At 50.1% G+C, this 15203-nt stretch carries 12 protein-coding genes; 8 read left to right on the forward strand and 4 right to left on the reverse strand.

What is annotated here, in order from left to right; all coding sequences use genetic code 11:
- The 7 genes from QVO99_RS09410 to QVO99_RS09440 form a co-directional block, all read left to right on the forward strand.
- The coding region (locus tag QVO99_RS09410) for a transglycosylase domain-containing protein (protein WP_288177128.1) at positions 1–274 on the forward strand (274 nt) is incomplete at its 5' end.
- A gap of 57 nt (positions 275–331) precedes the next feature.
- On the forward strand, positions 332–2752 hold the full coding sequence (locus tag QVO99_RS09415; RefSeq protein ID WP_022317360.1) for an ATP-dependent helicase: 2421 nt from the start codon (positions 332–334) through the stop codon (positions 2750–2752).
- A 55-nt stretch (positions 2753–2807) separates the two neighbouring features.
- Complete coding sequence (locus QVO99_RS09420) at positions 2808–4160, forward strand: serine hydrolase domain-containing protein (RefSeq protein WP_022317361.1); 1353 nt, start codon at positions 2808–2810, stop codon at positions 4158–4160.
- Between the two features lie 331 nt (positions 4161–4491).
- A complete protein-coding gene (locus QVO99_RS09425; protein ID WP_022317362.1) occupies positions 4492–4944 on the forward strand; it encodes an NfeD family protein in 453 nt (150 codons plus the stop codon).
- A 21-nt stretch (positions 4945–4965) separates the two neighbouring features.
- A complete protein-coding gene (locus QVO99_RS09430) occupies positions 4966–5919 on the forward strand; it encodes an SPFH domain-containing protein (protein ID WP_022317363.1) in 954 nt (317 codons plus the stop codon).
- Positions 5920–6079: 160 nt separating this feature from the next.
- On the forward strand, positions 6080–7171 hold the full coding sequence (wecB, locus tag QVO99_RS09435; RefSeq protein ID WP_022317364.1) for a non-hydrolyzing UDP-N-acetylglucosamine 2-epimerase: 1092 nt from the start codon (positions 6080–6082) through the stop codon (positions 7169–7171).
- A gap of 171 nt (positions 7172–7342) precedes the next feature.
- Entirely contained in the window at positions 7343–8407 is a 1065-nt protein-coding gene (locus QVO99_RS09440; protein WP_022317365.1) for a bifunctional 3-deoxy-7-phosphoheptulonate synthase/chorismate mutase type II, read from the forward strand.
- A gap of 235 nt (positions 8408–8642) precedes the next feature.
- On the opposite strand, the gene QVO99_RS09445 is transcribed toward QVO99_RS09440, so the two are convergent.
- The 4 genes from QVO99_RS09445 to QVO99_RS09460 form a co-directional block, all read right to left on the reverse strand.
- Positions 8643–10277 carry a dipeptidase gene (locus QVO99_RS09445; protein WP_022317366.1) on the reverse strand — a complete coding sequence of 545 codons (1635 nt, stop codon included), beginning with the start codon at positions 10275–10277 and terminating at the stop codon, positions 8643–8645.
- A 42-nt stretch (positions 10278–10319) separates the two neighbouring features.
- The gene (gene nadC / locus QVO99_RS09450) at positions 10320–11168 is read right to left on the reverse strand and encodes a carboxylating nicotinate-nucleotide diphosphorylase (RefSeq protein ID WP_022317367.1); all 849 of its coding nucleotides are present in this window, start codon (positions 11166–11168) and stop codon (positions 10320–10322) included.
- Positions 11169–11253: 85 nt separating this feature from the next.
- Complete coding sequence (locus QVO99_RS09455) at positions 11254–11733, reverse strand: hypothetical protein (RefSeq protein ID WP_022317368.1); 480 nt, start codon at positions 11731–11733, stop codon at positions 11254–11256.
- Between the two features lie 267 nt (positions 11734–12000).
- Entirely contained in the window at positions 12001–14295 is a 2295-nt protein-coding gene (locus tag QVO99_RS09460) for an NADP-dependent malic enzyme (RefSeq protein ID WP_022317369.1), read from the reverse strand.
- A gap of 191 nt (positions 14296–14486) precedes the next feature.
- On the opposite strand from QVO99_RS09460, the gene QVO99_RS09465 reads away from it, so the two are divergent.
- Positions 14487–15131: a TetR/AcrR family transcriptional regulator gene (locus QVO99_RS09465; protein WP_022317370.1), complete on the forward strand. Its 645-nt coding sequence runs from the start codon at positions 14487–14489 to the stop codon at positions 15129–15131.
- The last annotated feature ends 72 nt before the right edge of the window (positions 15132–15203 follow it).

Raw genomic sequence — 15203 nt, forward strand, 5'->3', positions numbered from 1 at the left:
AGAGATGGGCGACGGAATATACGGAGTAGACGCCGTGGCGACGGACAACTTCCAGACCACTGCCGCCGACCTGAGCAGGGCTGACTGTGCGCTGATAGCGGCAACGCTGCCCAACCCGAGGAAATTCAGCTCTAAAGACCCTGGACCATACATGAGGAAAAGGCGCAGCCAAATAGAGCAGCAGATGAAATTCATACCGTCGTTCCCAAAAGAGGGAGAAGACATCAACCCCGAAACATCAAGCGGAGGAATCTACCGCAACAGAAAAAGATAAAGCACACACGGCACTCAACAAGTTTCAACAACGAAAACCCATCAACGAAAAGAAGAAATGACCCACGAATTGAACGACAGCCAAAGAGCGGCAGTGGAATACTGCGACGGACCGTCACTGGTAATAGCCGGAGCAGGTTCGGGAAAGACGCGCGTGCTGACATACAAAGTGGCATATCTGCTCGAAAAGGGCATCATGCCATGGAACATCCTTGCGCTGACCTTCACGAACAAGGCGGCAAACGAAATGCGCCAAAGAATAAATGCAATAGCTGGCGATAACAGGGCGCAATACATCAGGATGGGAACTTTCCACAGCGTGTTTTCAAGAATACTCCGCGTAGAGGCGGAAAGAATTGGATACAGCCAGAACTTCACCATCTACGACGATGCCGACCAGAAGAGCCTCATCAAAGCCATAATAAAAGAACTCGGACTCAACGACAAGGTGTATAAGCCATCAACAGTGGCTTCGAGGATAAACATGGCGAAAAACAACATAATAACGCCCGACGACTACGCCAACGACAGGGCTATCATGACGAGAGACTTCGAGACACACATGCCCGATGTGGCAAAAGTGTACAAGGCATATAGCGAAAGATGCAGAATGGCAAACGCCATGGACTTCGACGACCTGCTCACCAACACATATCTGCTGCTGCAGGAAAACCCTGACGTGCTGGAAAAATACGCCACGGCATTCGAATACATCCTCGTGGACGAGTATCAGGACACCAATGCCGTGCAACAGAAAATCGTGGCGCTGCTGGCAAGTAGACACAACAGGATATGTGCCGTGGGTGACGACGCACAGAGCATCTACGCCTTCAGAGGGGCAAACATCGACAACATGCTCGGATTCGAAACGGCGTTCAAGGGCACAAAGGTGTTCAAGCTGGAACAGAACTATCGCAGCACGAAGAGAATAGTGGCAGCGGCAAACAGCCTGATACGCCACAACATGAGACAGATAAAGAAAGACGTGTTCAGCGAAAACGACGAGGGAGAGAAGCTGCTGCTCAATATGGCATACAGCGACAAGGAAGAGGCGTCGATAGTATGCAGCGAGATAAAGCGCACAATGAAAAAGCAAGGATGCGACTACAACGAATTCGCCATTCTATACAGAACCAACGCACAAAGCCGGTCGTTTGAGGAGGCGCTCAGGAAAAGCAGTATGCCATACAAAATCTACGGCGGACTGAGCTTCTATCAGCGAAAGGAGATAAAAGACGTGATAGCATACTTCAGACTCGTGGCAAACCCCGACGACGAAGAAGCGCTCAAGAGGGTGATAAACTATCCGGCAAGGGGTATCGGAAACACTACGATGCAGAAGATAACGGCAGCGGCAGCCACCGCAGGCACAAGCCTCTGGAGCGTGATAAATGCGCCACAGCATTCGGGACTCAACCTGGGAGCGGCAACGCTGAAGAAGACTGAGGCCTTTAGGCAGCTCATCGCTTCATTCATAGAAAGAATACAGACCGACGACGCATACTCACTGGGCTACGACATAATAAAGGAGAGCGGAATAGCTGCAGAACTATATGCTGACAAAGAATCGGAGAGCATCGCCAGACAGGAGAACTTGGAGGAATTCCTGAACAGTCTGCAAGACTTCGTGGAAAGCCGCAAAGACGATGCCGAACAGCAGCGAAACATTCTCATCACAGACTTCCTGCAGGAGGTGTCGCTTCTTACTGATCTGGAAAGCTCAGAAGACGACACGCAGAAGAAAGTGAACCTGATGACGATACACAGCGCCAAGGGACTGGAATTCCCACACGTGTTCATAGTGGGACTGGAAGAGAACATATTCCCGAGCCCCATGGCGCTGAACTCACAGCGGGAACTGGAAGAAGAGCGCCGACTACTATACGTGGCTATCACAAGGGCGGAGAAAAGCTGCACCCTATCATGCGCAAGAAACAGATACCGCTACGGAAAGATGGAATTCGACACACCGAGCAGATTCATCAGAGACATAGACCGCAGTCTGCTGTTGGTGAACGACATGACGAACGGCACAGGATTCACATCATCGCCCGCATCATCATACGGAGCAAAGAGTCCCAGCGCCCCATACGGCGAGAGCCGCAGCGCATTCTTCGGCAGAAGGCAGGCGGTAAACACATACTCGAAGAGAGAAAACGGCAGCAGCACAACAAACGGCGCCCCTAACAGCTTCGGAAAATACAAGAGGATAAGTTCCGGCAACGCAACTTCGGCATACGGCAGCCCTTATGCCAACACCTCACAAACGACACAGAACAACGCCCCTGCCCTATCGCAGGTGACAACGCCAGGCGGAGAGCTGAGAGAGGGAGCCCTGGTGGAGCATTCACGCTTCGGCTTGGGTACGATAGAGAGAATAGAAGGAACAGGAGAAAACTGCAAGGCCACAGTGAGATTCAACAACTTGGGAACCAAGCAACTGCTCGTAAAATTCGCACGGCTGAAAGTGGTAAAATAAGAAAACTACTCCAGCATAATACCTGATAAACAGTCGCAAACAACCAGAATCAGAAATGACAAATACATATTATCACAACGGAAAGAGGAAAAAGAAAAAAGTGAGATACAGAAAGAAGAGAGTGGCAATGCTCGTAGCCGGATTCATAGGAATATGTTCCGCTATAACACTATCGATGACCGACTGCAGTAGCTATTCTCACCAAGAGCCCGAAAAGGAAGAAATACCACAGACACACCTCAACGACACGCTGACAAACTGCATGTCGGACGCCCCAGCACTGGAGGGAATGGAGAAGGAACTAAAGAGGTATTTCGAGAGATGGGAACTGAACGGCGCACAGATAGCAGTATCCAGGGGCGACTCGCTACTCTATGCCAAAGGCTTCGGATGGGCGGACAAAGAGGCAGGACAGGAAATGCAGCCGTCGAACATCATGAGGCTGGCGTCGGTGTCTAAGTTGCTGACGGCAGTGGGAATAATGAAACTTGTCGACGACAAGAAGATAAAACTCTATGAACACGTGTTCGGAGCAAAAGGAATACTCAACGACACGGCTTTCACAAACGTGATAAAGGACCCGAGATACTTCGACATAACAGTGGAACAGCTGCTCCGCCACAAAGCCGGATTCACAACAGGAGCCGGCGACCCCATGTTCTCAACACGCTATATAATGATGCAGAACAGACTCACGGAAGCTCCTGACAACAAGACGCTTATGAAGATTCTGCTAAAGCGGAGGTTAGGCTTCACACCGGGCACGGCAAAAAGATATTCCAACGTGGGCTACACACTGCTCTCGATGATAATAGAGAAGAAGACGCGGATGAGCTACGAGCAGTTTATGACCGACAGCATATTCAGACCCGCAGGATGCTTCGACTTCCATATCGCCGGCAACTACCCAAAAGACAGGAGAAGCAACGAAGTTAAGTACTACATGCACAAAGGATCGGAACCTGTGCTGGAATACAACAACAGCGGAAGAATGGTGGAGAAATGCTACGGCGAGAACGACATTCCACGGCTGCAAGGCGCAGGAGCGTGGTGTGGTTCGGCAGCTGAACTGAGCCGGTTCGTGGCGGCGATAGACCTCGTGCCCGGAGCTAAAGACATTCTGAGCAAAGGGGCAATAGAATTCATGACACGTGAAATGCCGGACTACGACTTCTCCATCGGATGGAACTTCACACCAGCCAACGGCCCTTGGATAAGGACAGGCTCGCTATCGGGTACAAGCGCCATTATCCTAAGATACCCTGACACGGAATGCTGGATTCTCATCACCAACACGAGCACGTGGAAGGGACATGGATTCTCGAAAGACACCATGAGACTATTCGAGAAACTGAGAAAAGAATACAGCTCGAAATTACCGAAGAGGAACTTGTTTCTCGCTGAATGACGAAAGTACAACAAAAAAGAACTGTAATTCCTGCTCAGGAGAATTATGAATGCCAGCGAAAATGTGGACAATCGTCACGCTATAATAGCGCAAAAAGAGCAATATGAAAAATAATTCATGCCAATGTGGCTTTTTTGACACCCACTTGTTGCAAGTTAAGTAAATAATACGTAAATTTGTAAGCGTAAGCCCAAGCAGACATGCGGATTATCAATGACTTATGAAGCAGCTGACTTCAAGACAGAAAGGCTGCCAACAAAACAACAGAAAGAGTGGTCTGCGTCTCCCCTTGGGGAGGGCAGAAAACTTATAAATCGTTAACTTAAATAATATGATAGACTATTTTGCACAACACCTTTGGCAAATGTGGGCACTGGTATGTATCGTTTGCCTGATTCTGGAACTCACCAACGGTGACTTCTTCATTATGTGTTTCGCCATCGGAGCGATCTGCTCTGCAGTATTGTCAGCATTCGGACTGCCGTTCTATGCCGGACTGGCAGTGTTTGCAGCGGCATCGGTGCTCAGCCTGTTTTTCATACGCCCCACGTTGATGAAGAAGCTGCATCCCAGAGAATCCCTGAGACGGAGCAATGCCGACGCACTCATCGGAAGAACGGCAAGGGTGAGCCAGACAATAGTGGAAAACGGATTCGGCAGAGTGGCACTCGACGGTGACGACTGGAAGGCTCAGGCCGCCGACGGAAGCCGCATCGAAGAGGGACAGAACGTGATAGTGAAAGACAGGGACAGCATAATACTGACTGTTGAAAAAGAATGTTAAACCTATAAAACAAACTAAATCATGAACATCGGATTATACGTGTTGGTGGCAATAGTGATTTGCGCACTGATATTAGTGAAGAAGAGCCTGGTGATAATACCACAGTCGGAAACGAAAATCATAGAGAGACTCGGAAGATACTACGCTACGCTGAAGCCTGGCATAAACATCATCATACCGTTCATCGACAGGGCAAAACCCATCATCACCATGAGCAGAGGAAGATACATGTATGCCACATCTATCGACCTCAGAGAGCAGGTGTACGACTTCGACAAGCAGAACGTGATAACCAAAGACAACGTGCAGACGCAGATCAACGCACTACTATACTTCCAGATTGTTGACCCGTTCAAGGCAGTATACGAAATCAGCAACCTGCCGAACGCCATAGAGAAACTCACGCAGACAACGCTGAGAAACATCATCGGAGAACTGGAACTCGACCAGACGCTCACATCCAGAGACACCATAAACACAAAGCTGCGTGCCGTACTAGACGACGCGACCAACAAATGGGGAATAAAGGTGAACAGAGTGGAGCTGCAAGACATCACACCTCCGGAGAGCGTGCTGCAGGCAATGGAGAAGCAGATGCAGGCAGAAAGAAACAAGCGTGCCACAATCCTCACTAGCGAGGGACAGAAAGCAGCGGCAATCCTGAAGTCGGAAGGAGAAAAGACCGCCATCATCAACAAGGCTGAAGCCGACAAGCAGATGGCAATACTCAACGCCGAAGGTGAGGCACAGGCAAAGATAAGAAAAGCCGAAGCCGAGGCTGTGGCAATAGAAAAGATAACCGAGGCAGTGGGAAAGAGCACCAATCCGGCAAACTATCTGCTCGCGCAGAAATACATACAGATGATGCAGGAACTTGCTGCAGGAGACAAAACAAAGACCGTTTACCTGCCGTATGAAGCCACAAACCTGCTGGGAAGCATCGGAGGAATAAAAGACTTGTTCAAATCAGAATAAGCAAAGCCCACTGAGAATAAGCAAAGCCCACTGGCAGAGGCATAAACAACGCCCACACGCAGAAACACAGCAAAGCCAGACAACTGAGCATAAGCAAAACTAACAGTTAGAGGCAATACAATAACACACATAAATAAAAAAAGACAATCGACAAGAAGAAATGAAAATTTGCATAACCGTTGGAGCAAGACCAAACTTCATGAAGGTGGCACCGCTCATCCACGCCATTGAAAAGGCAAAAAACGCAGGACAGGACATCGACAGTTCACTGATATATGCCGGGAGTGAAAACGACCCTACGCTAGAAGACTCACTCTTCAGCGACATGATGATAAACAGACCCGATGTATATCTGGGTGTTGACTGCCAGAACCTGAACGAACTGACAGGAAGGGTGATGTCAGAATTCGACAGATATCTCACCGAAAACAAGACGGACGTGGTGATAGTGGTAGACGACCTCGCATCTACAATGGCGGCAGCGATAGTGACAAAGAAACACGGCATCGCACTGGCACACCTCGTGGCAGGAACACGCTCCTTCGACATAAAGATGCCAAAGGAGATAAACAGACTCGTCATCGACGGGCTCTCTGACTTCCTCTTCACGGCTGGCATCGGCAGCAACTCCATCGTAAACAGAGAGGGAGCGGAACTGTCACACGTTTACGAAGTGGGAAACATACTGATAGACACTCTCAGATTCAACCACAAAAGGCTCTCAAGGCCTCACGTCTTCGACCAGCTCTGCATAAAGGAAGGAGAATACATAGTATTCACGCTAAACCGCAAGGCGCTGATAGAAAAAGAAGAAAACCTCAAGGCCATGCTTCTGTCTATGAGCAAAGCTGCGAAAAACACTCCCATAATAGCCGCACTGAGAAACAAAGCCAAGGAGACAGTGGAGAGACTGGCTGACGGAATGCACAACATCCACATCATCGACCCACTGCCCTATCTGAAATTCGGCTACCTCACGGCTCACGCCAAGGGAATAGTGACCGACTCAGGAAACGTGGCTGAAGAGGCAACATTCAACAATGTGCCATGCGTAACGCTGAACAACTACACAGAACACATAGAGACCGTGAAGGTGGGAAGCAATATACTCGTGGGAGAAGACGCTGAGAAACTTGCAGAATGCGTTACAGACATCGAGGAAGGACGATGGAAAAAATCATCGCTGCCCGACCGTTGGGACGGCAGGACTTCGGAGCGCATCGTACACATACTGCAGGAGGCAAAACTGTAAGCCTCAAGAAAAGTCCTTAAATAAGGAAGAAAGAATATATAAACAAGTACAAGTCCCCGCTTCAAAACAATAAGGAAGCGGGGATTTTTAACCCCGATCGTCAGAAAGTCATGAAACACGACATTTACTGCCAGACGACCGCATGGGGTAGAAAAAAACAACAGACCTCCAATGGAATTAGAACTGCAACCATTAGCCCTGCCTTGCGACGGCGGAAGACCATTCGTAATAGCAGGCCCATGCTCGGCTGAAACCGAAGAACAAGTCATGACGACAGCCACACAGCTTGCCGCCAAAGGCTGCCACATCTTCAGGGCTGGCGTGTGGAAACCGCGCACCAAGCCCGGAGGCTTCGAAGGAAACGGCGAGAAGGCTCTGCCATGGCTGAAGAGAGCCAAAGAAAAGACAGGCATGCTCATCACCACCGAAGTGGCAACGCCGGAGCATGTGGAACTGGCTCTGAAATATGGCATCGACCTGCTCTGGATAGGAGCACGCACCACAGCCAACCCCTTCGCCATGCAGGCGCTTGCCGACAGCCTGAGGGGAACAGACATTCCGGTGCTCGTGAAAAACCCTGTAAACCCCGACCTTGAACTATGGATAGGTGCCATGGAACGTATCAACCAGGCAGGTCTGAAGAGGATTGCAGCCATTCACAGAGGCTTCTCGAGCTTCGACAAGAAACTGTACAGAAACCTGCCCATGTGGCAGATTCCCATCGAGCTGCACCGCCGCATCCCCGACCTGCCCATAATCTGCGACCCGAGCCACATCGGCGGCAGACGTGAACTCATAGCGCCCCTGTGCCAGCAGGCAATGGACTTGGGCATGGACGGACTTATCATCGAGAGCCACTGCGACCCTGAGAAGGCATGGAGCGACGCAAAACAGCAAATCACTCCCGACATGCTCGACAATATCCTCAGTCTGCTCGTCATACGCGACAAGTCTGTGACTACGGAGGTGATAAACGAAATGCGCAAGCAGATTGACGAACTCGACAACACCATCATGGAAGTCCTTGCCAAGCGCATGCGCATTTGCCGCGACATCGGCCAATACAAGAAGGAGCACAATATGACCGTGTTGCAGGCCTCCCGCTACAACGAGATTCTTGACAAGCGAGGGGCGCAAGGTGCGCTATTCGGCATGTCGCCGGAATTCGTGAAGGAAATCTTCGAAGCCATCCACGAAGAGTCGGTGAGACAACAGATGGAGGTGATAAACAAGTAGACTGGTTGACGAGTTAGAAAACAAATAAACCGACTGACAAGTAAGATAATATACAAATTTACGATTTAACAAATAGACGAGTAAGATAATATATACGAGTTGGACGAGTGAATACGAGTGAGACCAGTAAACAAGGAAAAGACAAGTCCCTGCCTGCAGAAATAATTCCGCCGACAGGGACTTTATCATTATTGACGATATTAGCCTTTATTATGTGCGTTCTGCTGCATGTGGCTTACTCTGGCGATGCGAATCTGTCGCCCGTCTGCTTCACCAATGCGCGAGCCACCTTCTCTGGGAAGCCTGTACGCTTCACGGTTGCTCCATTGCCGGTCTTGGTCCTCAGGAACTTGCCGTCCTTGGTAGGTTTCACAGCCATGTCATTATACTTCACGATGAGGTAAATTGCCAGTTCCTTCCATCTTGCAAGCATCTGCTGCGCCTGGGTGTTGCTGTAGTCCGTGAGATAGTCTACTGCCTTCTGCTCACTCTCGCCATAGAGCTTGAGTGCCTGTTTCTCTATCTCGCCCTGGTTTGCGATATAAGAGTTGTCGAGCGAGTCTCTCACCTCCTTGAGCGACGGGAACATCTGCGAGTAGCGAGGATAAACCATGTTACTGACCCAGTTGCACACCCAGAATGCGTTTTTGTCGCTGAATGTCACAGCGTCGGCTCCCGGCGTGTTGTAGCACTCCGGCTGCACTGTGTTTCCACAGTATATCGGTGTATATGCTACCATATTGCCGTCATCGTTTCCAAACCACAACACTCCTCCTATCTGGCGTGGCAGCCATGATCTCATCTGCGACACGTAAGAGAATGCCGTCTGCTGTGTAGAGACCGGACGCTCATTGAAATATGCCTTTCCATCTACCTTGAATGAAAGCGGTGTCGGACGGTATGGCATTTCCCATACACCCTGTCCCAAGTCATTTCCCAGGTCGAACGGTGTGCCCTCGTAGTGGTCGCGCATGCTTGCCTCAAGGTCTTGCAGTGAAACCTTCTTGTTTGGCACGATCCATAAAGGCATCGGTTCGGCGTCTTTCACTTTTCCCTCTACATAGGGCAGATATTTGTCCATGTCGCCAAAGCGGTTGAAGAAGCTCCACACTCTTGCCTCGCATGCTCTTCTACCGCTGAAGGTTGGCGCTGCGTAAACGTCACAGAAGCTGAAGTCCTTGTCCTTTCCTGTGAACCATCCTTTGCTTCTTGCAAACTTTATGCAGTCTTTGGAGAACATCACATTCTTCTTGTCCTTCTGGTCAAATGTGCGTATGCGGCTCTGGTTTGCGTGAGCGCAGATGGCATCGTCAGGAATGCGCACTGCCACCCATACTACTCCCTTGCTGCCGGGTCCCTTGCCCATCATTTCCATTATCCACGCCTCGTTGGGGTCACAGATTGTGAATGTCTCTCCCTCAGAGCAGAAGCCGTAGGTTTCCACGAGTCTGGTCATCACGGATATAGCCTCGCGGGCTGTTTTGGAGCGCTGCAGCGCGATATAGATCAGCGAACCGTAATCGAGGATTCCCGTCGTGTCCACCATTTCTTCTCTTCCTCCGAAAGTGGTTTCTCCGATAGTCACCTGATATTCGTTGATGTTTCCTATCACATTGTAGGTCTCTGCCGCCTGTGGTATCTGTCCGTGATATTCCTTTGTATCCCAGTCGTAGATTTGCAGCATCTCCCCTTTGGCGTGTTTGCCGGCGGGGTAATGGCATAGTCCCAGGAACATGCCGTAGTCGTCGGCGCTATAGGTACACATCACCGAACCGTCGGCACTTGCCTTCTTTCCCACTATGAAGTTGGTGCAGGCCAGAGCGTTGATCACGCCTGTACATAACAGTAATGATAAAAACAGTTTTCTCATGATATTGACTCTTCAAAAAAATTATTGTTATTTGAATTCCTTTCAACAAGCCTTGAAACTCATGTCGAGTCCCTTCACCGAGTGTGTGAGAGCTCCCACAGAGATGAAATCGACGCCACATTCCGCATAGTCGCGTATAGTGTCGAACGTTATTCCTCCGCTAGACTCAGTTTCATAGCGTCCGCCAATGAGTTCCACGGCCTTCTTAGTGTCTGCCACAGAGAAGTTGTCGAGCATTATGCGGTTTACTCCTCCGTGTGTGAGCACCTGGTTAAGCTCGTCGAAGTTTCTCACTTCCAGCTCAATCTTCAGGTCGAGGTTTTTCTCTTTCAGATATGCATGACAGCGGTCGATGGCGTTTGTTATACCTCCAGCGAAGTCCACGTGGTTGTCTTTGAGCAGTATCATGTCGAAGAGACCTATTCTGTGGTTCATTCCTCCACCTATCTTCACTGCCTGCTTTTCGAGCATACGCATCCCAGGTGTAGTCTTGCGTGTATCGAGCACGTGTGTCTTTGTGCCTTTCAGCTTCTCCACGTATTTATGTGTCATCGTGGCGATGCCGCTCATTCTCTGCATGATGTTGAGCATGAGCCGCTCTGTCTGTAGCAGCGAGCGCACCTTTCCTGTCACAACCATTGCGATGTCGCCTTTTTTCACTTCGGCTCCATCACCTATCAACACCTCCACTTTCATGGTGTTGTCAAATCTGTCAAACACTTTTTTTGCCACCTCTACTCCGGCCAGTATGCCGTCTTCTTTGATGAGGAGGTGTGATTTGCCCATTGCGTCTTCTGGTATGCAGCATAGCGTGGTGTGGTCACCGTCGCCGATGTCTTCCGCGAAAGCCAGGTCGATGAGCTTGTCTTCCAATTCTTCTACTGTGTACATTATGTTTTGTTGTTAATTATTAAAGTTGACGGGTTGAACTTCTCCTAACCTTATTTAAATAAGGTCAGGAACAGGTCTTGTTTTCCTACAGATATACTCCCACTCCGATGCGCAGTCCCACTTTCGAATAGTCTGAGTGGTTCTTTATCGACTGGTCGTAATATACTGACGGTTCTATCGTTACGCTCTTTCCGAGGAAGAATGCGTATCCGAGCTCCAGTCCCGGCATGATGTCGTTGTATCCGCTTCCGCCATGCACGAGACGGGCGTTGAGGCCCATATACAGTCCGTTCTGTATTATGTAGTAACGGCCCCCCACTCCGACAGCGAACTTGTCATCCACGTCTTCGTCGTGGCTGTAGCCTGCCATGACCAGTGCCATCCAGTTGTCTGCCACCAGATATCCGCCCTTTGCCTCCACTCCGAGGCTGAGCTTCTCTGCTCCGCTGTAGCTCAGATTGATTCCTGTCAGTGAGCCGTTGCAATAGTATTTTCCTTGTTCAAACTGTGCGCTTGCCGTCATGGTCATCAGGAATCCTATCGCCAGCAATAAAATTTTCTTCATAATTTATGTTTCTGTTTAATTCGTAATCCGCCTTCGGTGCTCATTTTGCCGCTGGCTTGTGTTTATCTCTGCAAAAATACTCATTTTATCTGAACCTGCAAGGGTATAATCGAAATAAGTAATGGTAAAAAAACCGAGGAGCGGCAATTCTGCCTTTTCCCCGGTGTTTTCTTGTTTCCACATCCTTTCTGTGGTGTGTATGTTTGGCCTGTTTCTGAATTTCCCACAAATGGTCTTGCCCGTCCGTTTTCTCATTCAGACCGCTTGTCACGCATTGTGTTTTGCCTTGAGCTTTGCCACGTATGCGTCGATTACCGCCACTGCCGTAACGTTCACAATGTCGCGCACGGAGCTTTCAAAGTCGGTGAAGTGTATCGGCTTGTTGAGTCCCATCTGTATCGGACCGATTATCTCGGCATCGGTGTTCAGTCCCTGGAGCAGTTTGTATGCTCCGTTGGCGCTGCTCAGATTTGGGAACACGAGTGTGTTCACGTCTTTGCCCTTGAGGCGTGAGAACGGGAATTTGGAATCTCGCAGTTCTCTGTTGAGGGCGAAGTTTATCTGCATTTCTCCGTCGATGGCCAGCTCCGGGAATTGATTCTGCATGGCAGCCACCGTCTCGTGTACCTGCAGCGGACTTCCGCAGTCGTCTGTTCCGAAGTTGGAGTAGCTTATCATGGCTATGTTCGGCTCTTCGTTGAAGAAGCGCACTGTGGCAGCGCTCAGTTTCGCCACGTCCATGAGCGTGTCTTTGTCGGGATGACGGTTGATGAGCGTGTCAGAGATGTAATACACTCCTTTGCTTGTGTTCAGGATGTGCATCGTGGCGAAGTGTGAGTAGCCCGGCTGTATGCCAACCACTTCTTTTGCCACTTTTATGGTGTTTGAGTATTTGGTGTAGAGTCCTGTTATGAAGGCATCGGCGTCGCCAGTCTCCACCATCATCATTCCGAAGTAGTTGCGCTCGAACATCTTGTCGTTTGCCTCGTCGAACGTGTAGCCTTCTCTCTGTCGTTTCTCTGCCAGGATGTGGGCATAGCGTTCGCGACGCTCCGCCTCTCTGTCGTGGCGAAGGTTCACTATTTCCACTCCGTCGAGGCTCAGGTCGAGTTCTTTTGCGAGTTTCTTTATGCGTTCGTCGTTGCCGAGCAGTATCGGCTGGCAGATGCCTTCTGCCTTTGCCTGCACTGCCGCCTTGAGCATCGTGGGGTGCAGTCCCTCGGCGAAGACCACTCTCTGCGGGTGTTTGCGTGCGGTATCGTATAGTTTCTGGGTGAGCTTTGTCTCTTGTCCGAGCATCTCGCGCAGCTTGTTCTTGTATGCCGTCCAGTCGGTGATTGTCGTCCTTGCCACTCCACTGTCGATTGCCGCCTTTGCCACTGCTGCCGATACTTCTGTGATGAGTCGCGGGTCAACGGGTTTTGGGATAAAGTAGAGAGGTCCGAAGGTGAGGTTGTTCACGTGGTACACATCGTTCACCACGTCGGGCACCGGTTGTTTCGCCAGATCTGCGATGGCGTGTACTGCCGCCAGCTTCATCTCCTCGTTGATTGCCGTTGCGTGCACGTCGAGTGCTCCACGGAAGATGTATGGGAATCCTATCACGTTGTTTATCTGGTTAGGGTAGTCGGAGCGTCCTGTGCTCATGAGCACGTCGGGACGGCTTGCCATGGCGTCTTCGTATGATATTTCGGGCACGGGGTTTGCGAGTGCGAATACGATTGGCTGTTCTGCCATTGAGCGTATCATGTCTTGCGTGAGCACGTTGCCTTTTGAGAGTCCCACAAACACGTCGGCTCCTTTTATCGCCTCTTCGAGGGTGTGCACGTCACGCCTGTCGGTGGCAAAAAGCTTCTTCTGTTCGGTCAGGTTTTCCCTGTCGCTGGTTATCACTCCCTTGGAGTCGAGCATCAGTATGTTTTCTGTCTTGGCTCCGAGTGCCACATACATCTTTGTGCATGATATGGCTGCGGCTCCGGCTCCGTTCACCACGATCTTGACCTTGGCAATGTCCTTGCCGTTCACTTCGAGTGCGTTTTTGAGTCCTGCCGCCGATATTATCGCCGTGCCGTGCTGGTCGTCGTGCATCACCGGTATGTCGAGTGTGCGTTTCAGCCTCTCTTCTATGTAGAAGCATTGCGGTGCCTTGATGTCTTCCAGGTTTATTCCGCCGAAGGTGGGCGCTATGCGCTCCACGGTCTCGCAGAATTTCTCCGGGTCTTTCTCAGCTATCTCGATGTCGAACACGTCGATGCCACCATATATCTTGAAGAGCAGTCCCTTGCCCTCCATCACAGGTTTTCCGCTCATTGCCCCGATGTCTCCAAGTCCGAGCACTGCTGTGCCGTTGCTGATCACGGCTACGAGGTTTCCTTTGTCGGTATATTTGTAAGCATCGTCGGGCTTCTGCTGTATTTCCAGACACGGGAACGCCACACCGGGCGAATATGCCAGACTCAGGTCGGTCTGGGTGCTGTAAGCCTTGGTAGGCTTGACTTCGATTTTTCCTGGGCGCATTCCCTCATGATAGGCCAGCGCTGCTTCTTTTGTGATTTTTACCATAAGAAATTTAAGAATTAATTGTTTGTGTCATTATCACTCGAATTGACAAGCCAGCGAGGATATTTCCCCACAATCCGCCATTGCCGGATGTCCGTTCGTCCAATTGACGAGTTTTTGCAAAATTACTAAAAAACTTGGGCGCACGAAGAAAAATAACAAATATTTTATTATCTTTGTAAAATCAAAACGCAATGAAGGAAATGCAAACAGACCACAACAACATATCTGAACATCGCCAGGAGCTGAAGCTCAGGATTCTGCGCACGGCAATGCCGCTCTTCAAACAGAGGGGCATAAAGGCAGTGAAGATGGACGACATCGCAGCGGCGCTGTCGATATCGAAGCGCACTCTATATGAGGTGTACGACAAGAAGGAGGACCTGCTGCTTGCGGGTGCGCGGCACGATCATGAAGAACTTTTAAGGCATATCCAGGAATATGCGCTGACGGCGGAAAACGAAATCGACATCGTGGTGACGTTCTTCAAACTTAAATTCGCTGACCTCGACAACCTCTCCCCTCTCTTCCTCACTGAACTTGAGAAATACGACAAGGTGACGGCATATCTGCGGTCGCGCCACGAGGAACAGCAGAGGGAGTCGCTGCTTTTCGTGAAGCGCTGCATAGAGAACGGATATTTCGTGCCTGAGCTGAACTACGAAATCCTGCAGGACATCTGCGACTCAATGATGGACGCGAGCTTCAAGAAGGCTCTCTACGAAAAATATTCGCTGAGCGACATCTTCTGCAACTTCTTCATAGTGTTGCTGCGCGGCTTCTGCACCGAGAAGGGCATCCTGCTTCTTGACCAGTATCTCAAGAAGACTGAAGATTGACACCGGCGGCCCTCAAAACCATCAACAAGCCACTCTCTTATCGCTTAAACCCAAATCGGTCATTAGGGCTTG

It is taken from the genome of Prevotella sp. CAG:592 (assembly GCF_000436015.1).
Lineage (GTDB): Bacteria > Bacteroidota > Bacteroidia > Bacteroidales > Bacteroidaceae > Prevotella > Prevotella pectinovora.